Genomic DNA, 24,451 nt, shown 5'->3' with positions numbered 1-24,451 from the left:
TCGTCAGCGGGCGACGGCCGCGGTGTCGAGCGCGTCCACGACGACCCGGGCGAAGCCCTGCGGATCGGCGAGGTGCGCGAAATGATCGGCGCCGTCGATGTCGGTGATCTCGGCATCCGGGATGATCCGTGCCAGGTCGTGCGCGGACTGGTAGAGGAACGACGTGGTCGCCGTTCCCGCGATGAGGTGGGTCGGGTCGTGGATGTCGGCGTACGGCGAGAGGTCGCTCCCGAGCGCGTCGATCTCGGCCAGCTCGCGCACCCAGGTGGGGGTGAGCGGCACGCTCGCGCCCCAGATCGGCGTCTCGCGGATGAACGGGATGGCTTCCGCCGGCACGCGCACGAAGTTCACGAGCGCGTACTCGAGGGCGGCGTCGAGGTCTCCGGCATCCACCAGCTCCCGATACCCGGGCAGGCGTTCGCCCGCGACCGGGCCCTGGACGGCGAGCGGCGGTTCGTACGCGATCAGGGTGCCCCCGCCCAGGCCGTGCTCCCGCACGTAGGCGAGGGTGGCCAGCGCGCCGAACGAGTGGCCGAGCAGGTGTGCTCCGGGGCCGGCGACCTCCCTCATCGCCGCGATGTCGGCGACCTCCTGCGCGAGGGAGTAGTCGGCGGCGTCTCCGCTGCCGCCGCGGCCGCGGCGGTCGTAGACGTACAGGGTCACGTGCTCGGCGAGCGCCTCGCTGGCAGGGATCCACTGCTCCTTCGTGGCGATGCTCCCGTGCGTGACGACGAGAGCCGGCCCGCTGCCGCGGCGGAAGTACGCGAGGGGCGTTCCGTCGGACGAGGTGGTCTCGTGGTGCTCGAGTTCGGACATGCTCTGCCTCCTTGCAGATCGATGCTCTCGTCGGGCTCGCGGCGCGGCGCCCCGGCATCCCGTGGCCACATGGTGTAACAGATTCACGTCTGGCGCAAGAGAAATGTCTCGCGTTCCCAAAAACTGTGACAAAAACACGTTGCGCAACGTAATGAAGTAATGCAACCTGGACGGGAGTCGACGTCGAGGAGGACCGATGAGCGAGACCGTGACCCCGGTCGAGAACGCGATGCAGCCCGAGGACACCCCCGAGCTGCGCGCGCTGTACCGCGGATTCGAGGAGAACCACCTCATTCCGCTGTGGACGCAGCTCGACGACCTCATGCCCCAGACCCCGCAGCCGAGAGCGGTGCCGTGGGTGTGGCGCTGGAGTGCGCTGCGGCCGCTGGCGGAGCGCGCGGGCGACCTCGTTCCCGTCGGGCGCGGGGGAGAGCGGCGCGCCATCGGCCTCGCGAACCCCGGCCTGAACGGGCGCGCGTACATCTCGCCGACGCTGTGGGCGGCGATCCAGCAACTCGGGCCGCGGGAGACGGCTCCCGAGCACCGGCACTCGCAGAACGCGTTCCGCTTCGTCACCTCGGGCGAGGGCGTGTGGACCGTCGTCAACGGCGACCCTGTGCGCATGAGCCGCGGCGACTTCCTGCTCACCCCGGGCTGGCACTTCCACGGCCACCACAACGAGACCGACGAGTCGATGACGTGGATCGACGGCCTCGACATCCCCTTCGCGTACCAGATGGACTCGGGATTCTTCGAGTTCGGCTCCGAACGGGTGACGGATGAGGCGACCCCCAACTTCTCACGCTCGGAGCGCCTGTGGGCGCACCCCGGTCTGCTGCCGCTCGCGGGACTGCGTCGCACCGTCTCGAGCCCGATCGGCGCCTACCGCTGGGAGCACACCGACGCCGCGCTCACCGACCAGCTGCTGCTGGAGGGGGAGGGGATGCCGGCCACCGTCGGCCCCGGCCACGCCGCCGTGCGCTTCTCCAACCCCACGACCGGGGGCGATGTCATGCCCACCATCCGGGCGCAGTTCCATCGCTTGCGCGAGGGTGCGGCGACGCCGGTGCGGCAGGAGGTCGGTTCGAACGTCTACCAGGTGTTCGAGGGCACCGGGCGCGTTCTGCTGGGTGATACGGAGCACACCGTCGAGCACGGCGACATCTTCGTCGTGCCGAGCTGGTGCCGCTTCCGCGTGCAGGCCGAGACGCGCCTGGACCTGTTCCACTTCAGCGACACGCCCCTGTTCGAGGGCCTGGGGCTGTACCGCGAGTTCGAAGAGGAGAGCGATCGATGAAACTGCTGACCCTGCGCTGGAAGGGTGGCACCGCCGCCGCCCGGGTGGACGGCGACCGGGCCGTCGTCCTCGAGCGGTTCGCCGACGTGGGCGAGGTGCTGCGCGCCGGTGCGCCCTCGGCCGTGGCCACCCTCGAGGGACCGGTGATCGACCTGGATGCCGTCGACTACGCGCCCGTGATCCTCGCGCCGAGCAAGATCGTGTGCGTGGGGCTGAACTACCGCGCGCACATCCTCGAGATGAAGCGCGACCTGCCCGAGTACCCGGTGCTGTTCGCCAAGTTCGCCGACACGCTCGCCGCAGCCGGCGAGCAGATCGCCCTGCCCTCGGAGAGTCCCGAGATCGACTGGGAGGGCGAGCTCGCCGTCGTCATCGGCTCGATCGTGCGCCGAGCGTCGGCCGAGCAGGCGGAGGATGCCATCGCCGGCTACACGATCGCGAACGACGTCTCGATGCGCGACTGGCAGTTCCGTACCCGCGAGTGGCTGCAGGGCAAGATGTGGGAGCGCTCGACCCCGCTCGGCCCGGTGCTCGCCACCCCCGAGGAGATCCCCTCCGATGCGCGGATGACCACGACCGTCGACGGGGTCCCGAAGCAGGTGGGCGACATCCACGACCTCGTCCACGGTCCCGTCGACCTCGTGCGGTACGTCTCGACCATCACGACGCTGCGTCCCGGCGACGTCATCCTCACCGGAACCCCGGGAGGCGTCGGCCACGCCCGCGAACCGCGCGAGTATCTGGCATCCGGAAGCGTGGTCGAGGTCGCCATCGATGGGATCGGAACCCTGCGCAACCGTTTCGCGGCGGAGGAACCGTGACCGGCCAGGAGCCCAGCGCTCCGACCCCGCGCGCCCTGACCCCCGAGGAGGAAGCGCTGCGCGAGAGGCAGGGTGCGGGGGCGCGCTACGACGCTCCGGCGGCCCCGCACGCGCACCTCGACCTCGCGCGCCGCGGTACCGCGTACTTCGCCCGACGGCTCATGCAGCTCGACGACGACGACCTCGACGCACCGAGCCTGCTGCCCGGGTGGACGCGCCGGCACCTCGTCGCGCACGTCGGCTACAACGCCCGCGCCGTCGCCCGCCTCGTCGAGTGGGCGCGCACCGGTGTCGAGAACCGCATGTACGCCTCCGACACGCAGCGATGGGACGAGATCGTGCTCGGTGCGACCCTGCCCACCCGCGCGCTGCGGCACCTCGTCGACCACGCCGCGGTCCACCTCGACGTCGAGTGGCGCGATCTGAGCGACGAACGGTGGGATGCCGAGGTCATCACCGCGCAGGGACGCACGGTGCCCGCGCGGGAGACGGCGTGGATGCGCGCCAAAGAGGTGTGGGTGCACGCGGTCGACCTCGACAACGGCGGATCGTTCCTGGACTTTCCGCCCGAGATGATCGACGGGGTCATCGCCGACGTGCTGCGCGCCTGGACGCGACGCGGCGAGCCCGGCGCCGTCGTCCTGCGCGCCACCGACCGCGACGCCGCGCCGGGGGAGTACGGCGCGGGCGGCCCGATCGTCGAGGGCGCCGCCGCCGACCTGGCGCGATGGCTCGCCGGCCGCGGCGCGCGCCGGCTGCGGGTCGCGGGCGGCGGGGAGTTGCCGGAGATCGCGCGCTGGTTCTGACTGCCGGGGCGCTCCCGGGAGCGCGCGTCGAGACCGCACACGATTGCCGAGGACGTATCCGTTCGTCGCTCAACGGGTGCGTCCTCGACGATCGCGTGCGGTCTCGGCGCTCCGGCGGGCGCGCACGGAGCGGCGGACCACCGACCACCGTGGGGCGAGGGCTCACCCGCCCGGCACCGGCGGCAGCTCCACCACCTCTCCGAGCGGGGTGTAGCGCGGGCCGGCGAGACGACCGATCGGGCGCAGGAGCTCGGTGTCGATGCCGGCCGCGCCCGTCGACCCGATGCGCACGACGTCGTCGCGCACCGTCCAGCCCACGACCGTGCCCACGACGAACTCGCCGCCGGTCGGGCTGAACGCCGTCGTGGAGTGGTAGCGGCACTCCATACGTACCGGGGCGTCTGCGAGGCCCGGGATGCCGATGACCCGCGACGGGGCGAGCGCGAGGCCGAGGCGGTCGGCCTCGCCGACATCCGGCGGCATCCATTCCGAACTCGCGTGCAGCGCCTCGAGCATCGCCTCGTCGGCGACGTTCACGACGAACTCGCCGTGCTCCTCGATGTTGCGGATCGTGTCCTTGCGTCCGTTCGCGCGCCGGTTGACGGTGAATCCGAGCATCGCCGGATGCTGGCTCACCCACGTGAACGAGCTGAACGGGGCGAGGTTCACCGGGTCGCGCCCGCTCGTCACCCACGCGATGGGGCGCGGGACGACCGAGCCGACGAGCAGACGGTAGGTGTCGGCGGGGGAGAGATCGGCGGCGTCGATGAACATCAGCTGGCCTCCCTGGATGCCGCGGGTGCGGCGGTCATCGAACGAGCCCGTCGGATGCCGCGAGTTCGGTCGTGCGTTCGGCGGCGAGCCGCTCCCTCAGCGCCTTCTTGTCGATCTTGCCGACCTTCGTCAGGGGCAGCTCATCGACCGTGACGAGGTGGTCGGGACGCTTGAACGCCGCAACTCCCGCGCGGTCGAAGTGTGCGCGCACCGAGCCGAGGTCGAGAGCGTGCCCGTCGTGCAGCACCGCGAACAGGCACACCGTCTCGCCGAGGGTGTCGTGCGGCATGGCCACCGCGGCCGCCAGACGCACCGCCGCGAGTCCGTACACGAGGTTCTCGACCTCTTCGGCGGAGATGTTCTCACCCCCGCGGTTGATCATGTCTTTGCTGCGTCCCTCGACGACGAGATTGCCGTCGGGGCGCTGGCGCACGATGTCTCCGGTGATGTAGAAGCCGTCGGGGGTGAAGGATCGCGCGTTGGCCTCGGGGGCGTCGTAGTACCCCCGCGGCGTGTACGGACCGCGCGTCAGCAGCACGCCGGGCTCGCCCGGAGCGACCTCTCGGCCGGTCGTCTCATCGACCACGCGCACCTCGTCGAAGGGCGACACGGGCCGACCCTGCGTGCCGACGACGACCTCGACCGGGTCGTCGAGGCGCGTGACGTTGATGAGTCCCTCGGCCATGCCGAACACCTGCTGCAGCGTTCCCGGGAGCCCGCGCACGACACGTTCGGCCAGTTCATCGGCCAGCCGCGCCCCGCCCACCTGCAGCACGCGCAGGCTCCGGAGCGCATCGAACCCGACGGCACCGGCGTGATCGAGCCACGAGGCGACGACAGCGGGCACCGCGGCGGTATGGGTCACGCCGTACCGTTCGATCGCCGCGAAGGCGCGTTCGGGTCGGGGGGAGCCGAGAGGGACGACGGTGCCGCCGGCGAGGAGGGTGCCCAGGATGCCGGGACACGCGAGTGGAAAGTTGTGTCCCATCGGCAGGGTCGCCAGATACACGGTGTCGCGGTCGACCGCCGCGGGCGGAGAGGTCAGCAGGATGTTGCAGAGGTAGTCGTCGTGCGTGCGGGCGATGAGTTTCGGCAGGCCCGTCGTGCCGCCCGACAGGAGGAACACGGCGACGTCGGCGGCATCCGGAGTCGGAAGCGTCCGGCCGCGGGTGGCATCGTCGGACGGCGCGCACAGGGCGGTGAGGCTCACGGTGTCGGGCTGGTCGGTGACGTCACCCAGGACGATGACCTCCCGCACCGTCGGGCTCGACGCGCGCAGCGCGCGGGCGAGGGCCAGGTGATCGAAGTCGCGCAGGGTGTCGGGAGTGACCAGGGCGACGGCTTCGGATGCCGAGATCAAGTGCCGTAGTTCGTGCTCACGGTGGGCCGGCAGCGCCATGACGGGCACGACCCCGACCCGCAGGCACGCCAGCGTCAGCACGACGAACGTCCAGTGGTTCGGCAGTTGCACGACCACGCGGTCGTCGGGGGCGAGGCCCCGCTCGATCAGGCGCGCGGCGCACGCCTCGACCCGGTCGTGCACCTCGGCGTAGGTGAGGGACAGGTCGCCGTTGACCAGGGCGATGCGTTCAGGATGCCGGGAAGCGGCCGCGGCGAACGCGTCGCCGAGCGTGCGACCCTGCCACAGCCCTTCGGCGCGGTAGCGGTCGGCGACCTCGGTCGGCCAGGGCGTCGTCCCCTCGCGTGTCTTCATCGCAGCACCGCATCCGCGCGGCCCGACAGCACCAGGGTCATGGCACGATCCTCGTCGCAATCGGGCTCGTCGAGGATCGCCGCCACGCCGTGACGCAGCCGCGCCGCCTCGGCGGTGAGCTGGCGGTCGAGGGCGCTCCCGCCGGTGACGAGCACCGCTGTCGCGTCGCGGTGCGAGGCGAGGGCCTCGCGCACCGCGTCGTCGGGACGGATGCCCTCACCCACCGCGACCGTGACGACCGGCGGGAGGGCGTCGCGCCCGACCACGCGTCGATCCAGCAGCCCGGTCACGGCGGACTCCAGCGGCGGGGCGCCGTGGAGCGTCTCCCACCGTTCGAGGGCCCGCGCGACGGCCTCGGGGTCGCGCCGCGCGATCTTCGCCGCGGGGAGGGCGCGCGAGAAGAAGTGGAAGCCGAACTGCCAGGGCTCGAACGCGTGGAAGTACGTTCCGAAGTTCTCCCACCACGACAGGCTCGGTCGCGCGGCGCCCTGGATGCGGGCCACCAGAGGCTGTCGCACGCTCTCGTATGCCCGGAACGCCCCGTCGATGTCGTCGGGGTGCGCGGCGAGCGCGTCCGCGAGGGCGATGGCGTCCTCGAGCGACATCTTCGTCCCGCTGCCGACCGAGAAGTGGGCGGTGTGCACGGCGTCGCCGAGCAGGGCGACGTTGCCGTGGTGCCAGCGGGCGGCCCGGATCGTGCGGAAGTTCCCCCAGCGCGAGTTGTTGCCGATCAGGCGTGCGCTCCCGATGAGCGGGGCGAAGATCTCCTCCAGCCGGGTCCGACTGTGCTCGTCGCTCGGGCCCGGGGGCGTGGAGTGGTCGAACCCGTCGAGTCCGGCCGCGCGCCAGGTGTCTTCGTCGGTCTCCACGATGAACGTCGACAGGCCGCCCCCGATCGGGTAGGCGTGCGCGGCGAAGACACCGGGCACGTCGTCGGGCAGGCCGTCGGCGAGGGTGTGCAGGAAGGTGAGCCCCTCGAAGGGGGCGTCGGTGGCGAACCAGATGAACTTCGCGGCGGCCGTCTCGTACGTCACTCCGAGCGTGTCGTCGCCGATGGCGGCGCGGGTCAGCGAGTTCGCCCCGTCGGCGGCGACGATCACGTCGTACTCGCCGAGCTCGTCGGCGCGGCGCGGCGTGGAGAAGTGCAGGTGGGCTCCGGCCTCCCGCGCTCGCCGCTGAAGGGCCGCGAGGAGATCCTTGCGCAGGACGGCTCCCATACCGTTGCCACCGAACGTCATCGTCTCGCCCTTGGCGGTGACGCGGATGGCATCCCACCGCACCCCCGACGCGTCGAGGGTCTCTCGCAGGGCCGAGTCGGCGGCATCCACCCCGCTCTGCGTGGCGTCGGAGAACACGACGCCGAAGCCGAACGCCTCGTCGGCGCGGTTGCGTTCGAACAGGTCGACGTGGGCGTCGGGGATCTTCCGCGCGGCCAGGGCGGCGAACAGCAGCCCGCCGGGGCCGCCTCCGATGATCGCGATACGCATGTCAGCCTCCTCGCTGAAGTCGTCGAACCGTCACGACGCAACGAGTATGCAACACAAACACGTTTAGCGCCATAGCTTCGTTACACCTGCGTCGGGTAACGTTCTCGCATGCGACCCCGCTCCCTCGTGTTCACGCTCTTCGGGGACTACTTCCGGTACTGCGGCGCGGGCGAGGTGCCGCTGCGCGGTCTCAGCGACGTGCTGCAGCTCTTCGACATCGAACCGGCCACCACCCGGGTGGTGATGTCGCGCCTGCGCGCCGAGGGCTGGTTCGAGACCCGTCGCGACGGACGACTCACCACGTATCTGCTGTCGCCGAAGGCCTGGGAGCTGCTCGACGAGGGGCGCGAGCGCATCTTCCGTCACGTGTCGGGCGAATGGGGCGGGGAGTGGACGCTCATCGCGACCCGCGCGGGCGATCGCTCCGCCCGCGACGAGGTGCGCAAGCACCTCACCTGGCTCGGTTTCGGGCAGCTCCAACCGGCCATCTGGATCGCCCCCGGTGACCGAGCCGCTGCCGCTCGTGAGCTGATGGATGCCAACGGCGTGGGCTCCGACGTCTTCCTCAGCCGCACCGGCGACCTCGCCCGCGATCGCTCGATCGCCGCACGCGGGTGGGACCTCCCCGCGCTCGACGCGCATTACGGCGCATTCGTCGCGCAGCACGACACGCCCACGACCGAGGAGACGGACGCCGCCCTGATCGCGCGGGTTCGCCTCACCGACGACTATCGCCGATTCCCCTTCACCGACCCCGACCTCCCGGCCACCTTGCTCCCTGAGGGGTGGAATGCGCCGCGCGCCCACGCCGTCTTCGTCCGCCGGCACGGCGAGCTCCGGACCGGTGCGACGGCGGCGATCGAGCGCCTCACCGGCATGACCGTGAGCGGCGCGCACCGGGCATTCCTCGAGGGGGGAGCGGTCGGCTACACGCGCGGCGAGTGATCGCGCCACCGGCGAGCGCGAGCGCCCGCAGCGCCACCGGCGGACGCGAGCGCCCGCAGCGCCACCGGCGGACTCGAGCGCCCGTCAGAGCAATCCCGGGAGCCGCTCCGCGAACGCGCGCAGCACTGGGGTCGTGCCCCCGTCGATCTTCACCGCCGCGCGGCGGTCGGCGCGGGTCTCGCCGCGATTGATGATGACCACGGGCAGGCGGCGACGGCGCGCGCGCTCCACGAGACGGATGCCGGAGTTCACGACCAGAGACGAACCGGCGATGACGAGGGCGTCGCTCGCGTGCACCAGCTGCTCGGCCTCGCGGAACTTCTCGACCGGGATGTACTCGCCGAAGAACACGACATCGGGTTTGAGCGTGCCCCCGCACACCGAGCACACGGGGACGACGAAGCCGTCGGCCGAGGCGGGCGCGACGTCGCCGTCCGGACCCAACTCGACGTTCTCGGGGGCGACGATCCAGGGGTTCTCGGCCTCGATGCGTTCCGCGAGGTCGCGGCGATCGAAGATCTGCCCGCAGTGCAGGCACCCGATGCGACGCATCGTGCCGTGCAGCTCGACCACGCGGCCGCTCCCCGCGCGCACGTGGAGTCCGTCGACGTTCTGCGTGACCACGCCGTTGGACACTCCCGCCGCCTCCAGGTCGGCGAGCGCGCGGTGTCCGTCGTTGGGCTCCGCCGCGGCGAAGACCTTCCAGCCGAGGTGGCTGCCGACCCAGTACCGTCGTCGGGCCTCGGCACTGGAGAGGAACTGCTGCACCGTCATCGGCGTCCGCGTGGGAGCGCCCTTGCCGCGGTAGTCCGGGATCCCTGAATCCGTCGACACACCGGCACCGGTCAGGACGGCGATCCGGCGCCCCGCGAGAACCTCGACGGCCCGATCGATGGATGCCAGGGAATCGGCATCCTTCGTCGTGTCGGTCATGCGCACCTCCGTCGTATCGAGTCTAGGGCGGGGTGTCCCGTGCCGGACGCGCACACCCGCGGCACCGATACTGGGGGGATGAGCGTTCTCCCCCCGCCCGCCATGCTCCCGATCACCTGTCTGCGCCGCGTGCGGCCGTGGGGTGGGGATCCGGTCGACATCGAGATGGATGCCGGAGTCATCACCGCCATCACCCCCGCGGGCGACCGGCCCATCGGTGCGCGGGAGTTCGACGGGCGCGGGCTGCTCGCCCTCCCCGGCATCGTGAACGCCCACGCGCACGTCGACAAGTCGTGGTGGGGTCTCCCCTGGCAGTCGTACGGGGGTGAGGGCACCACGGAGGGGCGCATCCGCCACGAGCGGGCCGAGCGCGAGGCCCTCGGCATCCCGTCGCTCGAGCGCTCCGCCCACGTCCTCCGCGAGCTGGTGCGCCACGGGACCACGGCGATCCGCACGCACGTCGACGTCGACGCCCGGCTCGGGCTGCGGGGGATCGAGGCGGTCGAGGAGGCCGCCGCAGCCTACGAGGGCGCTCTCGACGTGCGGATCGTCGCGTTCCCCCAGGACGGGATCCTGCGCCGCCCCGGCGTCCTGGAGCTGCTGCGGGATGCCGCGACCCGGCCGAGCGTGGACGCCGTCGGCGGTCTCGACCCGGCGACCATCGACCGCGACCCCGTCGGGCAGATCGACGCGGTCACCGCGCTCGCCGCCGACACGGGCGTCGGTGTCGACATCCACCTGCACGACCCCGCCGACCTCGGCGCCTTCCAGATCGAGCTGCTCGTCGACCGCGCCGCGCGGCTCGGTCTGCACGGACGCGTGAACATCGCGCACGGCTTCGCCGTCGCCCAGCTGGAGCCCGCCCGTCGTCGCGACCTGCTGGCCGCGATGGCGGAGGTCGGGGTCACCATGACCACGGTCGCGCCCCTCCGGCTCCCGCAGCTGCCGCTCGCCGAGCTCGACGCGGCCGGCGTGCGGTTCGCGTTCGGCACCGACGGTATCCGCGACCTGTGGAGCCCTTACGGAACGGGCGACACCCTCGGCATCGCGTGGCAGTACGCGCGGGCCGCGGGCCTCGTGCGCGACGAAGACCTGTCGCGGGTCGCGCGTCTCGCGACGAGCGCCGGCGCCTGGGCGGTCGGGCGCGACGTGCACGATCTCGTCGAGGGAGCGCGGGCCGACATCGTGCTCGTGGATGCCGAGAACCCGATGGACGCCCTCGTGCGCCTCCCCGAGCGGGCCCTGGTCGTCGGCGGCGGGCGGGTGCTGCACGTGGCGTGAGGCAGGGCGGCGCGGGGTGGCCGTGGGCGCGAGCAGACGTCGAGTGTCCACGAAACCCGGACGGAATTCTCAACGCTCCGGGTGTTCTGGACACTCAGCGCGCGGGGGAGGCACGCGCCGGGCGCCGAAGCGCAGGCCCTGCTGGCACGATGGGACGATGCCCGTCATCCCGCTCGACTCCGCTGACGACCCGCGCCTCGCCGACTACCGCGACCTCACCGACGTGTCGCTGCGGCGGGTGACCGAACCCGCCGGCGGGCTGTACATCGCCGAGTCGTCGAAGGTGCTCGACCGGGCTCTCCGCGCCGGGCATCGCCCGCGCTCGGTCCTCGTGCAGGAGAAGTTCCTCGCCGATGCGCTCGCCCTCGTGGGGGAGGATGCGGAGATCTACGTCGTCCCCGCCGAGATCGCCGAGCGGGTGACGGGGTACACCGTGCACCGTGGGCTCCTGGCCTCCATGCATCGCCCGGTCCTGGCATCCGTGGAAGACGTCGTCGAGGGCGCGCGGCTCGTCGTCGTTCTCGAGGACATCGTCGATCACACCAACATCGGGGCGGCGTTCCGGTCGGCTGCCGCGCTCGGGGCGGACGCCGTGCTCGTCACGCCGAGGTGCGCGGACCCGCTGTACCGGCGCAGCGTCCGGGTGAGCATGGGCACGGTGTTCCAAGTGCCGTGGACGCGGCTGCCCGAGTGGTCGGAGGCGAAGCCGCTCCTCCACGCCGCCGGGCTGCACCTCGCCGCGCTCGCGTTGTCGGACGACGCGGTCACCCTCGACGCCTTCTCGGCCGTCGGTCATGAGCGCGTCGCCCTGCTGATGGGGGCCGAGGGCGACGGTCTCAGCCGCGGCGCGCTCGCCGCCGCCGACACGGTCGTCACGATCCCGATGGCCGGGGGAGTGGACTCGCTCAACGTCGCCGCGGCCAGTGCCGTCGCCCTGTGGGAGCTCGGGCGCGGGCGGCGCTGAGCCCGATCGGTCAGGACGTCGGGGACGCTCCGTCGACCGTTCGCCCCCGATATCCGCGCTCCGACTCCGCCGCCGCTCGCACGCGCGAGTCGGGGTCGTCCTCCAGGGCGGCGATCACGTCGTCCGGCAGCTCGCGCTCGCCGACGAGGAACCACCGTTCGACGACCGAGCCCTCGCGCACCACGCGACGGGATCGCTCATCGTCGCGGGGGAGACCCTCCGAGGGGGTGTCGGTGTGCGCCAGCGACAGGTGCAGATGCGCGGGGAGGGTTCCCGGCCCCGCGTCCGTCTCGCCCGCCGTGTACAGGTGCATGACCACGCCGCGAGCGGTCCCCTCGAGCCAATCGATCTCGTGGGCGTCCCATCGCTCATCGTCGACCGCCCACCCCGACCAATCGGGTCCCTCCGTGCGGAGCGACCCCGTCGTCGTGCGGAGAACGGATGCCACGGCCAGAGCCCTCGCGCGCACCGAGGCCGTGTCGCCCTCGAAGAACACCGAGACGCTCGGCGCCCACGCGGACGCCAGGAGGTCCCATCCGTCGCTCCCGAAGCGCCCGCTCTCGACCTCGGGCGTCCAGCCCGCGTCGACGAGTCCCGCCGCGAGCGACTCGCCGTCGCGCAGCAACCCGTTCGCGTCGGCGGCGTCGAGCAGGGCGTGAACGGCTTCGGGGAGCTCGACGGCGAGGGGCTGTTCATCGGGGGTCATCGTGCCTGCGCCTCCCCGATCGCGGTGGCCACGCTGCGGAACAGTTCGAGGACATCGAGGTCGTCGCCCGCTTCCACACGTTTCGAGAGCATGGTCATCGGGAACGCGAGGTCGTCAGGGCCGCCGAACCGCAGCGCGGCGTCGGTCCCGCGTTCGTCGTCGACCTGCACCCACTCCGCGCCGGTGACGTGGGCGAGGACGTCGCCGAACACGATGCCGAGCGACTGCAGCTTCCAGGTCTCGTCGGGGCGGACCTCGGCGAGGAGGGCGGCGATCACGGAGAGCGCGGTGCGATCGTCGTTCCGGTCGAGCGGGGTGTCGGCGCTCACCGAGGACCACACCCAGTCGCGCCGCGCGTCCACCTCGGCGGCCAGGTCGACGGACAACGGCGCCGACCTCGCGGCTTCGTCGGAACGCGCACGCCGGAACACGCTGCGAAACCCCCGGGACGACACGGCGGTCAGACCTGCGTGCCGCGCGAGGCCGCGGCATCCGGGCCCGGAGCGAGGGTCACGACGGGAAGCGGTTCGGGACGCTTCGCGAGGATGTGGTCGCCCGACGACTGGTGACGCAGGCGGCGCAGGACCCACGGCACGAGGTAGGAGCGCGCCCAGACGAGGTCTTTCTCGCGCGCGGCGCGCCACGTGGTCGCGGCGAGCGCTTCGGGCTGCCTCGGCTGCAGATCGTTCGGAACGTTGAGCGCCCGCAGCGCCATGCGCGCCACCTCGTGGTGGCCGAGGGAGTTGTAGTGCAAGCGGTCGTCGTCGAAGAAGCGCATGTCCTGCACCTCTTTGAGTCCCCACTGATCGGCGACGACGCAGTCGTGGGCGTCGGCGATCGCGCGGATGTTCTCGTTGTAGATGGCCACCTTGCCCCGGATGCCGCGGAACACGGGCGTGAACTCCGTGTCGATGCCCGTGAAGACGACGACGGTGGCGTTGTCGCGGCGCAGGCGGACGACGGCATCCTCGAACTGGCGCGCCACGGCGTCGGGATCGGTTCCGGGACGGATGACGTCGTTGCCGCCCGCCGAGAACGTGATGAGGTCGGGCTTGAGGGCCAGGGCGGGCTCGATCTGATCGGCCACGATCTGGCCGATCAGTTTGCCGCGCACGGCGAGGTTCGCGTAGGCGAAGTCATCGACCTGCGCGGCCAACACCTCGGCGACGCGGTCGGCCCATCCGCGGTGGCCGCCATCGGGCAGCGGGTCGCCGATGCCCTCGGTGAACGAGTCCCCCAGGGCGACGTAGCGCCGCCACGGGTGCGGACCGGCGTTGTCGGGCGAGGACGAGGTGCGGGGCGAGTGCGGATCGAGTGTCATCGAAACCTCCGGCTCCCAGGCTAACCCCGGCCTCCGACACGGCACGAGGCCGCGTGCGGCACCGATCGCGATCCGCGCGTGCCGGGACCAGGGACGCCTCCGCCCGGTCGCTCCCTCCCCTCATAAACGCTCTCCGTTCGCAGAAACGCGGCGACAGCGCGTTTCTCCCCACGAATCGCGTTTATCGCCGGTGGGACGGCGGAACGGCTCACACCCGGATGCCACCCGCTCGTGGAACCGCCTATCGTTGATGTTCGCGCTCGCGAGGGATGGAGGTTCGATGCTGGAAGAAGAAGCCCGCCCCGCGAACCCCCTCGACGCCGACTCCGGCGCCGATGCGGCACCCCCGATCCGCATCGCGAGTCCGGGCCCGATCGCGAGCCCCGGCCCGGTCGCGAGCCCTGGTCCGGTCGCGAGCCCCGGCCCGATCGCGAGCCCCGGCCCGGTCGCGAGCCCCGGCCCGGTCGCGAGCCCTGGTCCGGTCACGACCCCGAACCTCGCTGTACGCCCCGGCCCGGTCGCGTCCCCGGGCCCGATCGCGTCCCCCGGCCCGGTCGCGAGCCCGGGCCCCGCGGCCATCCCCGGCCCGGTCGCGTCCCCGGGCCCGATCGCGTCCCCCGGCCCCGCATCCACCCCTGCGTCCGCCGCCGCCGACGAGCCCGCGGCATCCTCCCCCCTCGACCCCGCGCACGCCACCGCTCCGGTCGCCGACCACCCGGTCCCGGGGGAGGAGCCGCCCCCCCTCGACGGCTCCGAGCCGCACTTCGGCTCCTTCGCCGCCGAGCACCTCTCCCCGTCGTTCCCGCAGCGTGCGCCCTGGGGCACCGCGCAGCGTCTGCGCGCCTGGCAGGCCGAGGCGCTCGACCTCTACTTCGGCCTCGACGGACCCGACGGCGAGGGCAAGGGTCCCCGCGACTTCCTCGCCGCCGCGACGCCCGGCGCCGGGAAGACGACCTTCGCCCTCCGTCTCGCCTCCGAGCTCATGCGTCGTCGCGTCGTCGATCGCCTCGTCGTCGTCGCCCCCACCGAGCACCTCAAGACCCAGTGGGCCGAGGCGGCCGCGCGGGTCGGCATCCGTCTCGACCCGTTCTTCTCGAACCGGCACGCCACGCCCTCGCGGCAGTACCACGGCGTCGCCGTCACGTACGCCCAGGTCGCCGTGAAGGCCGAGGTGCACCAGCGCCTGACGCTCGACGCTCGGACCCTGGTGATCCTCGACGAGGTGCATCACGGTGGCGACGCCCTGAGCTGGGGCGACGCCCTGCGCGAGGCCTACAGCCGCGCGACCCGCCGCCTGCTGCTCTCGGGGACGCCGTTCCGCAGCGACACCGCGCCCATCCCGTTCGTGGAGTACCACCCCAACGCCAAGGGCATCCGCCTCTCCCGCACCGACTACGCCTACGGCTACAAGCGGGCGCTCGAGGACGGCGTCGTCCGTCCCGTCTTCTTCCTCGTCTACGCCGGCCAGATGCGCTGGCGCACCAAGGCGGGCGAAGAGATGGAGGCTCAGCTCGGGCAGGACAACACCAAAGACATCACGTCGCAGGCCTGGCGCACCGCGCTCGACCCGAACGGCGACTGGATCCCCGCGGTCCTCCGCTCCGCCGACCGGCGGCTCACCGAGGTGCGGGAGACGGTCCCGGATGCCGGGGGCCTGGTGATCGCGACCGACCAGACCGCCGCGCGGGCCTACGCCGCCATCCTCGAAGACGTCAGCGGCGAGAAGGTCACCGTCGTGCTGTCCGACGAGGCCGAGGCCTCGAGTCGCATCGAGGAGTTCTCGAAGGGCACGAGCCGGTGGATGGTCGCCGTCCGCATGGTGTCGGAGGGCGTCGACGTCCCCCGCCTCGCCGTCGGTGTGTATGCCACGAGCGCCTCGACCCCGCTGTTCTTCGCCCAGGCCATCGGGCGTTTCGTGCGTGCGCGCCGCCGGGGTGAGACCGCGAGCGTCTTCCTCCCGAACGTGCCGCAGCTCCTCGCCCTCGCCGGCGAGATGGAGGCGCAGCGCGAGCACGCCCTCGACCGCGACAGCGACGCGGAAGACCAGTGGAACGCCGAAGAAGACATGATGGATGCCGCCGAGCGCGAGGACAAAGCCTCCGACGCGCTCGAGCAGGAGTTCGAGTACCAGGCGCTCGGCTCCCTCGCGCACTTCGATCGCGTGATGTTCGACGGGCAGGAGTTCGGCCAGCTCGCGGTGCCCGGGACCATCGAGGAGGAGGAGTTCCTCGGCATCCCGGGTCTTCTCGAGCCCGAGCAGGTGCACGAGGTGCTCATGTCGCGCGCGACGAGGCAGTCGCGCCACCGCTCCACCCGCGAGGCGACCGAGAAAGAGAGCGGTGTCGAGCCGCCCTCGGTCGACGACGGCGGTCTTCCCGCGCCGCTCCACCGCACCCTCAAGGAACAGCGGCAGCTGCTGAACACCATGGTGGGTCTCTACGCCCGGCAGACCGGCGAGCCGCACGGCCTCGTGCACGCCGAGCTCCGCCGGCTCTGCGGAGGCCCCGCCGTCTCGCACGCGACGGTCGCGCAGCTGCAGGCGCGGATCGACCTGCTGCGCAAACGCGTCCACTCCTGACCCGGGCGCGTCGGGGCCTCGCGCCGGCCGCCGGTGCGGTGGCCCGGGCGCCTCGGGGTCATTCCGAGCCCGACCCCGTCGCCCGCTATCCCCGGTTTCGCGCCCCCGAAATGCTGGCATGAGCACCCCGGCATCCGCGTCTTTCCGGGCTTCGGGGGGCCGAAATGCTGTCAGTGTGAGCCGACGCGCCCGAGGGGGCGAATCCGCCTCACTACGGTGGGGACGACCCGAAGGAGCCCCGTGACGACCCCCGCCACACCCACCGCCCGTGATCGCCGCCGCTGGGCGCGCTACCTCGTCGACGAACGCGCCGAAGCACGCGTCTACCGCGAGCTCGCGTCGCGCCGCACCGGCGAGGAGCGCGACATCCTGCTCGCCCTCGCCGACGCCGAAGGACGGCACGAACAGCACTGGATCGATCTGCTCGGCGAGCAGCCGCAGCGCCTCCCGAGCCCCGGTATCGGCACCCGCCTCCTCGCCTGGATGGCGCGCCGGTTCGGCTCGATCTTCGTCCTCGCGCTCGCGCAGAACGCCGAGGCCCGTTCGCCGTACGCCGACGAGCCCTACGCCACCCCCGCGATGGCCGCCGATGAGCGCGTGCACCACGAGGTGGTCCGCGGACTGGCCGCGCGCGGTCGCCGACGCCTCTCCGGAACCTTCCGCGCCGCCGTCTTCGGCGCGAACGACGGCCTCGTCTCCAACCTCGCCCTGGTGATGGGCGTCGGCGCCACCGGCGTCGCCCCGACCTTCATCCTCTTCAGCGGCATCGCGGGTCTCCTCGCGGGCGCGCTCTCGATGGGCGCGGGCGAGTTCGTGTCGGTGCGCTCGCAACGAGAACTCCTCGAGGCGACCGAGGAGAGCGATTTCGCCGACTCGGCCCTGCCCCACCTGGATCTGGATGCCAACGAGCTCGCCCTCGTGTACCGCACACGCGGCATGGATTCCGACGCCGCCCTCGCCAAGGCGCGCGAAGTCGTCACCGCCGCCCAAGCGGGCACGGCTCCGGTCGCGGCAGCGCCGGGGGAGTCATCGCACGACGTCGTCGGAAGCGCGTGGGGCGCGTCCATCTCGAGCTTTCTGTTCTTCGCGTCGGGCGCGATCATCCCCGTGCTGCCCTGGATCTTCGGGATGTCAGGCATCGGCGCGGTGGTCCTGGCCCTCGTCCTGGTGGGCATCGCCCTCATGGCGACCGGCGCGATGGTCGGGCTGCTCTCGGGCGCCTCTCCGCTCAAGCGGGGCCTGCGCCAGCTCGCGATCGGTTTCGGGGCCGCCGCGATCACCTACGTGCTCGGCCTGCTTTTCGGGGTGTCCGCGGCCTGACCGGCGTCGTCCCGGGGTCGGGGCAGCCTCGATAAACGCGGTTCCTGCCGAGACACGCGGCAACGCGGCGTTTCCGAACAGGAACGGCGTTTCTCGCCACAGTGAGCGCGTCGCCGGACCGCGGTGCCGCGTCAGTCGTGGCTCGCCATCACCCGTGCCGCCTCGCGCATCGCGCCGAGGTTCTTGCGTCCCGCCCGCGATCCGGCGAGCTTCGCGGCGATGTGCTCGCGGATCGTCACCGGCTCGTAGAGCGCCGGGGTCTCGCGCGACACGAAGTGCGGGAGCGGGGCGATCACCGCGTCGGCGTTGCCGTCGTGGAAGAACGCCGCCGACCGCCGCCGCTCGATCGTGCCGTCGATCACCGGTGGCTTCACCCGGTGCAGCGTCGACATCCACTTGTCGTTCGTCAGGCGCGCCGCCACGTCGCCGAGGTTCACCAGCAGGGCGCCGTCGGCCGGCGAGACGTCATTCCACGACCCGTCCTGCCCGAGCACCTGGAGTCCCGCGACCTGGTCGGCCCAGAGCACCGTCACGAGCCCGAAGTCGGTGTGCTCGCCCATCCCCGTCAGCTCCGCCCCGAGCTCGATCGATCCCGGCGGCAGGGCGTAGTTGTTCATCCGCAACACGTCGATCGAGTGGCCGGTGAGCGCGTCGAAGAAGTCGTCGCGCACACGGAGCGCCGCGGCGAGGATGCGGGTGAGCGTCCCGGCGACCCACCGCGCCTCATCGAAGTACGCCTCGACGGCGTCACGGAAGGGCGGCATGGCATCCGGCCAGGTGTTCTCCGCGTAGTCGGCGGCCGTGGCGGCCGTTCCGGGATAGTCGCGCCACGACGCGCCGACGTTGAACGCCTCGAAGAAGTCGTTCATCCGCGTCACGGGGTCGACGCCCAGGCTGTAGCTCAGGGACTCGCTCTTGGGCGGGCTGTACCCGCGATTCTCGGACGCCGGCCGCACGAACGCCTTCTTCGCGTCCAGAGGAAGCGCGAAGAACGCGTCCATCTCGGCGGCGAGCGCCGTGAGGACGGAGTCCGGGATGCCATGTCCCACCACCTGCATGAAGCCGACGGTGCGTGCCGCATGGTCGACGGCCGCCACGACCGCGGCGCGTGCGTCGTGCGATCCGCCGCCGACCCAGGCGGAGATATCGATGGTGGGAACCGAGAAAGGGGGCATGCTCCGACGCTAGGCGGGCGTTGTCACGCGGGTGTTTCTGAGGTGTCACGGTTTGCGAGGCGACGCTCCGGGCGCGGAGCCGCCCGCCAACCCACCCGGAAACGAGAAAGACCCCCGGGCGAACCCGGGGGTCTTTCTCTCTGTGCGCGAGGGGGGACTTGAACCCCCACGCCCTAATACGGGCACTAGCACCTCAAGCTAGCGCGTCTACCTATTCCGCCACCCGCGCATCTGGGTGTTTGTCACTTTCGCAACGAGGAACGACATTACCACGACCGGAGCGCTCTCTCGAACCGACGCTGCACCCCGGGCGCGGCTCGCCGAGCGCGGAGGGTCGGTGAGGTCCGCCGCACGGCGACACACGACGGAGGGGCCTCGCGCCCCCGGGTACCGTAGTGCGCATGCCCGAGCTCGAGAACGACGTACCCGAGGTCGCCCGCGTGGCGTCCGACCTCATCCGGTTCGATACCTCGAACTACGGCGGTGGACGCTCGAACGGCGAACGCGAGGCCGCCGAGTACGTCGGCGCCTACCTCGAGGAGTTGGGTCTCGCGACCGAGTACTACGAGCCCGTCGCCCGGCGCACGAACGTGTGCGCCCGCGTCCCCGGCCGCAACCCCGACAAGCCCGCGCTGATCCTGCACGGCCACCTCGACGTCGTGCCCGCCGTCGCCGAGGACTGGAGCGTCGACCCGTTCGCGGGCGAGATCCGCGACGGCATCCTGTGGGGCCGTGGAGCGGTCGACATGAAGGACATGGATGCCATGATCCTCACCGCCGTCGCCGACGTCCTGCGCGCGGGGGAGCAGCCCGCGCGCGACATCATCGTCACCTTCTTCGCCGACGAGGAGAACGGCGGCGTCGAGGGCTCCGCGCTGGTCGTCAAGGATCGGGCCCACTGGTTCCGCGGCGCGACCGAGGCCATCAGCGAGGTCGGCGGCTACTCCATCGCGGTCGGAGACCGTCGTGCCTACCTGTTGCAGGTGGGGGAGAAGGCCCTCATCTGGATCAAGCTGATCGCGCGCGGTCGTGCGGGGCACGGCAGTGGGCTGCACCCCGACAACGCCGTCACGGCTCTCGCCGAGGCGGTCGCCGCTCTCGGCCGCACGCAGTGGCCCGTCCGGCTGACCGACACGACCGCGAAGCTGCTGGCCGGTCTCGCCGAGATCACGGGTGACGACGCGGGTGATCCCGACGCGCTCGCGCTGCGCACCGGTGCGGCATCCAGCTTCATCCGCTCGACGCTGCGGACGACGACCAACCCGACGGGCCTGACCGCCGGGTACAAGCACAACGTGATCCCCGACCGCGCCGAGGCGCTCATCGACGTGCGGGTCCTCCCGGGTACCGAGGAAGCGGCCCTCGCCGACATCCGGCGCATCGTGGGACCCCACGTCGAGATCGAGGTCGTCCACACCGACATCGGTCTCGAGGTGCCGTTCTCGGGTGATCTCGTCGACGCGATGGTGGCGCAGCTCGACCGTCACGACCCCGGCGTGCCGGTCGTTCCCTACCTGATGGGCGGCGGCACCGACAACAAGGCCCTCGCGGGCCTCGGAATCTCCGGTTACGGGTTCGCGCCGTTGCGACTCCCGGCCGACCTCGACTTCACCGGGATGTTCCACGGTGTCGACGAGCGCGTCCCCGTCGACGCGCTCGAGTTCGGTCGACGAGTCCTCGCCGACCTCATCCGAACGTACTGAAGGACCGAATGCATATCTTCGAGGTCATCATCCTGGGGCTCGTTCAGGGCCTCACCGAGTTCCTCCCCATCTCCTCCAGCGCCCACCTGCGCATCGTGGGCGAGTTCCTCCCGTCGCAGACCGACCCCGGTGCGACGTTCACCGCCATCACCCAGATCGGCACGGAGCTCGCGGTGCTGCTGTACTTCCGCAAGAAGATCGCGCGGGTGCTCTCGCGGTGGTTCCAGTCCCTGACCGGCCGCGTTCCGCGCAACGATCCTGATGCCCGCATGGGCTGGTACATCATCATCGGCACCGTCCCGATCGGCGTGCTGGGCTTCCTCCTGCAGAGCCTCATCCGCGACAACTTCCGGAGCCTGTGGATCACGGCGATCGTGCTGATCGTCTTCGGCATCCTGCTCGGTGTCGCCGACCACTACGGCAAGCGTCGCCGCGACCTCGAAGACCTCACCGTGGGCCACGGTTTCGCCTTCGGTTTCGCGCAAGCCCTGGCCCTGGTCCCGGGCGTCTCGCGCTCGGGGGCGACCACGACCCTCGGCCGCGCGCTCGGCTACAAGCGCACCGCCGCGGCGGAGTACTCGTTCCTGCTCGCCGTGCCGGCGGTGTTCGCGAGCGGTCTGTACGAGCTCTACAAGAGCTTCGACGAGGGCACCGGCCCCTACAACCTCGGTGAGACGGCCATCGCGACCGTGATCGCGTTCGTGGTCGGCTACCTCGTGATCGCCTTCCTCATGCAGTACCTCAAGCGCGGCAGCTTCCTGCCGTTCGTGATCTACCGCGTGGCGCTGGGCGTCCTGCTCATCGTCCTGCTGTCCCTCGGCGTGATCCCCGCCGTGTCGACGATCATCACCAGCTGATCCCGGATGCCACGACGGCGTCGTCCCTCTCGGGGCGGCGCCGTCGTCGTTTCCGGGGGCTTCGACGAGCTCAGCCCCCTGGTGCGGGTGGTCCCTGAGCCCGTCGAAGGAACCGGTCGGGGACTGCGGTGCCCGTGGCGCGGGTGGTCCCTGAGCCCGTCGAAGGGACCGGCGGGGCCTACCGTGGCCGCGGCGCGCGCGGTCCCTGAGCCCGTCGAAGGGACCGGCCCCCGACGCGGCTGAGCTCAGCGACGCGGCGGGTCGTCGCGGCCGGGCTTGCTCGGCCCGTCTCCGCCGCGCCGGAGGTAGCGTTCGAACTCCTGCGCGATCGCGTCACCGGACGCCTCGGGCGAGTCCCAGGTGTCCCGCGTCTGCTCGAGCTGGCGGATGTAGTCGCTCATCTCCTCGTCGTCGGCGGCAGCCGCGTCGATCGAGGCCTCCCAGGCCACCGCCTCGGCGGCGAGCTCGCCACGCGGCACCTCGATGCCGGTGAGGGACTGCAGGCGGTCCAGAAGCGCGAGGGTGGCCTTCGGGGAGGGCGTGTGGCCCGCGACATAGTGCGGCACGCTCGCCCACAGGCTGGCGGTCGGGATGCCGACGCCCTCGGCCGCATGGCCGATCGCACTCAGGATGCCGACGGGGCCCTCGTACAGGCTCCGCTCGAGATCGAGGGCCTGGCGGACACCTTCGTTGTCGCTGCCCGCGAAGACCGAGATCGGGCGCGTGTGCGGGACGTCGGACATCATCGAGCCGAGGGCGACGAACCCGGTCACGTCTTCCCGAAGGGCGACGTCGATGAACTCCGCGGCGAAAGCCTGCCACGCGCGTGCCGGCTCGACCCCGACGAGCAGCCAGATCTCCGCGTCGTCGGATCGCTGCGTCGGGCGCAGGAGCCGCGCCTCGGGCCAGGTGAGTGTGCGGTGGCCCTCGGCATCCAGACCGATCTGCGGACGCGTGTACTGATAGTCGAAGTACAGCTCGGGGTCGACCGCGTGCACCACTTCGTACTCGGTGTCAGCGCGCAGCAGAGCCGCGGCGGCGGACGCCGCCTCTCCGGCGTCGTTCCAGCCGTCGAAAGCGGCGACGATGATCCGGCGACCCAGTGCGTCCACGCGACCTCCTCTGCCCCGGGAAGGGCTGGGTTCCAGGATAGGCGCATGCACCAGGCGGGGAGCGGCGGGGGACGGCGCCCTGGATACGATCGAACGATGACTTCTTCCCCGCCCGCCGCCGTCCTGTGGGACATGGACGGCACGCTCGTCGACACGGAACCGTTCTGGATGGCGGCCGAGACCCCCCTCGTCGAGCGCTTCGGGGGCACCTGGTCCCACGAGCAGGCGCTCGGCATGGTGGGCCTCGCCCTCGAGGACTCGGCGCGTCTTCTGCAGAATGCCGGGGTTCCGTGGGGGGTCGACGAGATCATCTCGTACCTCACCGACGAGGTGCTGCGTCAGCTCGCGGTCCAGGGGGTGCCCTTCCGTCCCGGTGCCCGTGAGCTTCTCGCGGACCTGCGGGCCCACGGGGTGAAGACCGCTCTCGTGACGATGTCCATGCGGCGCATGGCGCTCTCGGTCACCGAGCTGATCGACTTCCCGGCGTTCGACGTCGTCGTGGCCGGTGACGACGTGGAGCGCCCGAAACCCCACCCGGATCCCTACCTGCAGGCGTGCGCCGCCCTCGGCGTCGACATCGCCGACACGGTGGCCATCGAGGATTCGCCCAACGGGCTCCGCTCCGCGATCGCCAGCGGTGCCGTCACGCTCGGCGTCCCTCTCATGGTCCCCCTGGACGGTCTGGGGGCCGACGCCCTGTGGCCGAGCCTCGAGGGCCGCACGATCGCCGACCTGCGCGCGCTGCACGCGGCGCGGCTCGTCGCCCCCGGCATCCCCACCCCTTCGATCACGACCCCGCAGGAGACCCGATGAGTGAGACACCGCACCTGAGCGGACCCTTCCGGGTCGGCGATCGCGTGCAGCTGACCGGCCCGAAGGGTCGCCTGCACACGATCACGCTGCGCGAGGACGGCGAGCTGCACACGCACAACGGCGTGCTCAAGCACTCGTTGCTCGTGGGCGAGCCCGACGGCAGCGTCGTGACGAACAGCTCGGGCCACGAGTACCTGGCCCTTCGCCCCCTCCTGCGCGACTTCGTGATGTCGATGCCCCGCGGCGCGGCGATCGTCTACCCGAAGGATGCGGCGCAGATCCTCTCCGCCGCCGACATCTTCCCCGGCGCGACGGTCGTCGAGGCCGGCGTCGGGTCGGGTGCCCTGTCGCTCTGGCTGCTCCGGGCCATCGGGCCCGCGGGTCGCCTCGTGTCGTTCGAGCGTCGGGAGGAGTTCGCCGACGTCGCCCGCGCCAACGTCGAGACCTTCCTCGGCGGCACGCCCGCGACCTGGGACGTGGTCGTCGGCGACCTCGTCGAGAGCCTTCCGAGCGCCGTCGAGCCCGGCTCGGTCGATCGGGTCGTGCTCGACATGCTCGCCCCGTGGGAGTGCATCGACGTCGCCGCCGACGCCCTCACGCCCGGCGGCGTGGTGCTCTGCTACGTCGCGACCGCCACGCAGCTCAGCCGCGTCGCCGAGTACATCCGCGCGACAGGTCTCTTCACCGATCCGGATGCCTCCGAGACGATGGTCCGCGGGTGGCACGTCGAGGGGCTCGCCGTCCGACCCGATCACCGGATGATCGCGCACACCGGTTTCCTTCTCACGGCTCGGCGCCTCGCCCCGGGAGCGGTGCCGCCGGAGGTCAAGCGTCGCGCGTCGAAGTCGAGCTACGGCGACGAAGACGTGGAGCTCTGGACCCCGGGTGCCGTCGGCGATCGCGAGATCACCGACAAGAACCTCCGTAAGCGCGTGCGCGAAGCGCAGAAGGCGGCCGACGGGGTGCGTCAGCGCCAGGATCTCCCGGCGCCCTCGGCGGATTCATCGGACGCGACGCCCTAAACTGTT

The 24,451-nt window shown here is 71.7% G+C and carries 22 protein-coding genes and 1 tRNA gene; 12 read left to right on the top strand and 11 right to left on the bottom strand.

The features are described 5' to 3' along the window. Positions 1-3 precede the first annotated feature (3 nt). A complete protein-coding gene (locus tag MTES_RS17910) occupies positions 4-816 on the bottom strand; it encodes an alpha/beta fold hydrolase (RefSeq protein WP_013586695.1) in 813 nt (270 codons plus the stop codon). Between the two features lie 196 nt (positions 817-1,012). Between MTES_RS17910 and MTES_RS17905 the strand changes: the two genes are divergently transcribed. Genes MTES_RS17905 through MTES_RS17895 form a run of 3 tightly spaced genes read left to right on the top strand, consistent with a single transcriptional unit; the run spans position 1,013 to position 3,740 of the window. Then, a complete protein-coding gene (locus tag MTES_RS17905; RefSeq protein WP_013586694.1) occupies positions 1,013-2,113 on the top strand; it encodes a cupin domain-containing protein in 1,101 nt (366 codons plus the stop codon). Further along, positions 2,110-2,934 (top strand): fumarylacetoacetate hydrolase family protein, encoded by an 825-nt coding sequence (locus MTES_RS17900; protein ID WP_013586693.1) that lies wholly within the window; start codon positions 2,110-2,112, stop codon positions 2,932-2,934. The genes MTES_RS17905 and MTES_RS17900 overlap by 4 nt, the downstream gene beginning before the upstream one ends. Then, positions 2,931-3,740, top strand: coding sequence for a maleylpyruvate isomerase family mycothiol-dependent enzyme (locus MTES_RS17895; RefSeq protein ID WP_013586692.1), 810 nt, complete (start codon positions 2,931-2,933; stop codon positions 3,738-3,740). Before MTES_RS17900 ends, MTES_RS17895 begins: the two co-directional genes overlap by 4 nt. A gap of 162 nt (positions 3,741-3,902) precedes the next feature. Here MTES_RS17895 and MTES_RS17890 read toward each other — a convergent pair whose 3' ends face one another. The 3 genes from MTES_RS17890 to MTES_RS17880 are packed head-to-tail and all read right to left on the bottom strand — an operon-like array spanning position 3,903 to position 7,715. Next, positions 3,903-4,514, bottom strand: coding sequence for a flavin reductase family protein (locus MTES_RS17890; protein ID WP_013586691.1), 612 nt, complete (start codon positions 4,512-4,514; stop codon positions 3,903-3,905). 34 nt (positions 4,515-4,548) lie between these two features. Further along, on the bottom strand, positions 4,549-6,228 hold the full coding sequence (locus MTES_RS17885; RefSeq protein WP_013586690.1) for a (2,3-dihydroxybenzoyl)adenylate synthase: 1,680 nt from the start codon (positions 6,226-6,228) through the stop codon (positions 4,549-4,551). Then, entirely contained in the window at positions 6,225-7,715 is a 1,491-nt protein-coding gene (locus tag MTES_RS17880; protein WP_013586689.1) for an FAD-dependent monooxygenase, read from the bottom strand. The genes MTES_RS17885 and MTES_RS17880 overlap by 4 nt, the downstream gene beginning before the upstream one ends. Before the next feature lie 108 nt (positions 7,716-7,823). On the opposite strand from MTES_RS17880, the gene MTES_RS17875 reads away from it, so the two are divergent. Next, complete coding sequence (locus MTES_RS17875; protein ID WP_013586688.1) at positions 7,824-8,660, top strand: PaaX family transcriptional regulator C-terminal domain-containing protein; 837 nt, start codon at positions 7,824-7,826, stop codon at positions 8,658-8,660. An 84-nt stretch (positions 8,661-8,744) separates the two neighbouring features. Here the strand turns inward: MTES_RS17875 and MTES_RS17870 are convergent, their stop codons facing one another. Then, positions 8,745-9,593 (bottom strand): Sir2 family NAD-dependent protein deacetylase, encoded by an 849-nt coding sequence (locus MTES_RS17870; RefSeq protein ID WP_013586687.1) that lies wholly within the window; start codon positions 9,591-9,593, stop codon positions 8,745-8,747. A 78-nt stretch (positions 9,594-9,671) separates the two neighbouring features. Between MTES_RS17870 and MTES_RS17865 the strand changes: the two genes are divergently transcribed. Together MTES_RS17865 and MTES_RS17860 are read left to right on the top strand one after the other, a co-directional pair. Next, the gene (locus MTES_RS17865; RefSeq protein WP_050901812.1) at positions 9,672-10,874 is read left to right on the top strand and encodes an amidohydrolase family protein; all 1,203 of its coding nucleotides are present in this window, start codon (positions 9,672-9,674) and stop codon (positions 10,872-10,874) included. A gap of 157 nt (positions 10,875-11,031) precedes the next feature. Beyond that, on the top strand, positions 11,032-11,838 hold the full coding sequence (locus MTES_RS17860) for a TrmH family RNA methyltransferase (protein WP_013586685.1): 807 nt from the start codon (positions 11,032-11,034) through the stop codon (positions 11,836-11,838). A 10-nt stretch (positions 11,839-11,848) separates the two neighbouring features. Here MTES_RS17860 and MTES_RS17855 read toward each other — a convergent pair whose 3' ends face one another. From MTES_RS17855 to MTES_RS17845, 3 genes are all read right to left on the bottom strand, one after another. After that, positions 11,849-12,544, bottom strand: a complete 696-nt coding sequence (locus MTES_RS17855) for a hypothetical protein (protein WP_013586684.1) — start codon at positions 12,542-12,544, stop codon at positions 11,849-11,851. Next, complete coding sequence (locus MTES_RS18635) at positions 12,541-12,930, bottom strand: DUF3806 domain-containing protein (protein WP_013586683.1); 390 nt, start codon at positions 12,928-12,930, stop codon at positions 12,541-12,543. The genes MTES_RS17855 and MTES_RS18635 overlap by 4 nt, the downstream gene beginning before the upstream one ends. Before the next feature lie 74 nt (positions 12,931-13,004). Further along, entirely contained in the window at positions 13,005-13,865 is an 861-nt protein-coding gene (locus tag MTES_RS17845) for an SGNH/GDSL hydrolase family protein (RefSeq protein WP_013586682.1), read from the bottom strand. A gap of 835 nt (positions 13,866-14,700) precedes the next feature. Here MTES_RS17845 and MTES_RS17840 point away from each other — a divergent pair. Together MTES_RS17840 and MTES_RS17835 are read left to right on the top strand one after the other, a co-directional pair. Continuing rightward, a complete protein-coding gene (locus tag MTES_RS17840) occupies positions 14,701-16,443 on the top strand; it encodes a DEAD/DEAH box helicase (RefSeq protein ID WP_050901898.1) in 1,743 nt (580 codons plus the stop codon). Between the two features lie 240 nt (positions 16,444-16,683). Next, positions 16,684-17,763 carry a VIT1/CCC1 transporter family protein gene (locus tag MTES_RS17835; RefSeq protein ID WP_013586680.1) on the top strand — a complete coding sequence of 360 codons (1,080 nt, stop codon included), beginning with the start codon at positions 16,684-16,686 and terminating at the stop codon, positions 17,761-17,763. Positions 17,764-17,894: 131 nt separating this feature from the next. On the opposite strand, the gene MTES_RS17830 is transcribed toward MTES_RS17835, so the two are convergent. Beyond that, positions 17,895-18,938, bottom strand: a complete 1,044-nt coding sequence (locus MTES_RS17830; RefSeq protein WP_013586679.1) for an isopenicillin N synthase family dioxygenase — start codon at positions 18,936-18,938, stop codon at positions 17,895-17,897. A gap of 143 nt (positions 18,939-19,081) precedes the next feature. Next, positions 19,082-19,167 (bottom strand) — tRNA-Leu (locus tag MTES_RS17825). A 172-nt stretch (positions 19,168-19,339) separates the two neighbouring features. Between MTES_RS17825 and MTES_RS17820 the strand changes: the two genes are divergently transcribed. Next, entirely contained in the window at positions 19,340-20,641 is a 1,302-nt protein-coding gene (locus MTES_RS17820) for a M20/M25/M40 family metallo-hydrolase (RefSeq protein ID WP_043361687.1), read from the top strand. Between the two features lie 8 nt (positions 20,642-20,649). Then, complete coding sequence (locus MTES_RS17815; protein ID WP_013586677.1) at positions 20,650-21,498, top strand: undecaprenyl-diphosphate phosphatase; 849 nt, start codon at positions 20,650-20,652, stop codon at positions 21,496-21,498. A gap of 245 nt (positions 21,499-21,743) precedes the next feature. Here MTES_RS17815 and MTES_RS17810 read toward each other — a convergent pair whose 3' ends face one another. After that, on the bottom strand, positions 21,744-22,610 hold the full coding sequence (locus MTES_RS17810) for a PAC2 family protein (protein ID WP_013586676.1): 867 nt from the start codon (positions 22,608-22,610) through the stop codon (positions 21,744-21,746). Between the two features lie 96 nt (positions 22,611-22,706). Here MTES_RS17810 and MTES_RS17805 point away from each other — a divergent pair, with 96 nt between their 5' ends. After that, entirely contained in the window at positions 22,707-23,423 is a 717-nt protein-coding gene (locus MTES_RS17805) for an HAD family hydrolase (RefSeq protein ID WP_013586675.1), read from the top strand. Further along, complete coding sequence (locus tag MTES_RS17800; RefSeq protein WP_013586674.1) at positions 23,420-24,445, top strand: tRNA (adenine-N1)-methyltransferase; 1,026 nt, start codon at positions 23,420-23,422, stop codon at positions 24,443-24,445. The genes MTES_RS17805 and MTES_RS17800 overlap by 4 nt, the downstream gene beginning before the upstream one ends. Positions 24,446-24,451: the final 6 nt, after the last annotated feature.

Origin of the sequence: Microbacterium testaceum StLB037, from assembly GCF_000202635.1 — a bacterium.
Lineage (GTDB): Bacteria > Actinomycetota > Actinomycetes > Actinomycetales > Microbacteriaceae > Microbacterium > Microbacterium testaceum_F.
This window is presented reverse-complemented; position numbering and strand designations above follow the sequence as displayed.

Coding starts and splice junctions, on each gene's coding strand:
- MTES_RS17910 (WP_013586695.1), bottom strand. CDS start 816: ATGTCCGAACTCGAGCACCACGAGACCACCTCGTCCGACGGAACGCCC.
- MTES_RS17905 (WP_013586694.1), top strand. CDS start 1,013: ATGAGCGAGACCGTGACCCCGGTCGAGAACGCGATGCAGCCCGAGGAC.
- MTES_RS17900 (WP_013586693.1), top strand. CDS start 2,110: ATGAAACTGCTGACCCTGCGCTGGAAGGGTGGCACCGCCGCCGCCCGG.
- MTES_RS17890 (WP_013586691.1), bottom strand. CDS start 4,514: ATGTTCATCGACGCCGCCGATCTCTCCCCCGCCGACACCTACCGTCTG.
- MTES_RS17885 (WP_013586690.1), bottom strand. CDS start 6,228: ATGAAGACACGCGAGGGGACGACGCCCTGGCCGACCGAGGTCGCCGAC.
- MTES_RS17880 (WP_013586689.1), bottom strand. CDS start 7,715: ATGCGTATCGCGATCATCGGAGGCGGCCCCGGCGGGCTGCTGTTCGCC.
- MTES_RS17875 (WP_013586688.1), top strand. CDS start 7,824: ATGCGACCCCGCTCCCTCGTGTTCACGCTCTTCGGGGACTACTTCCGG.
- MTES_RS17870 (WP_013586687.1), bottom strand. CDS start 9,593: ATGACCGACACGACGAAGGATGCCGATTCCCTGGCATCCATCGATCGG.
- MTES_RS17865 (WP_050901812.1), top strand. CDS start 9,672: ATGAGCGTTCTCCCCCCGCCCGCCATGCTCCCGATCACCTGTCTGCGC.
- MTES_RS17860 (WP_013586685.1), top strand. CDS start 11,032: ATGCCCGTCATCCCGCTCGACTCCGCTGACGACCCGCGCCTCGCCGAC.
- MTES_RS17855 (WP_013586684.1), bottom strand. CDS start 12,544: ATGACCCCCGATGAACAGCCCCTCGCCGTCGAGCTCCCCGAAGCCGTT.
- MTES_RS17845 (WP_013586682.1), bottom strand. CDS start 13,865: ATGACACTCGATCCGCACTCGCCCCGCACCTCGTCCTCGCCCGACAAC.
- MTES_RS17830 (WP_013586679.1), bottom strand. CDS start 18,938: ATGCCCCCTTTCTCGGTTCCCACCATCGATATCTCCGCCTGGGTCGGC.
- MTES_RS17820 (WP_043361687.1), top strand. CDS start 19,340: ATGCCCGAGCTCGAGAACGACGTACCCGAGGTCGCCCGCGTGGCGTCC.
- MTES_RS17815 (WP_013586677.1), top strand. CDS start 20,650: ATGCATATCTTCGAGGTCATCATCCTGGGGCTCGTTCAGGGCCTCACC.
- MTES_RS17805 (WP_013586675.1), top strand. CDS start 22,707: ATGACTTCTTCCCCGCCCGCCGCCGTCCTGTGGGACATGGACGGCACG.
- MTES_RS17800 (WP_013586674.1), top strand. CDS start 23,420: ATGAGTGAGACACCGCACCTGAGCGGACCCTTCCGGGTCGGCGATCGC.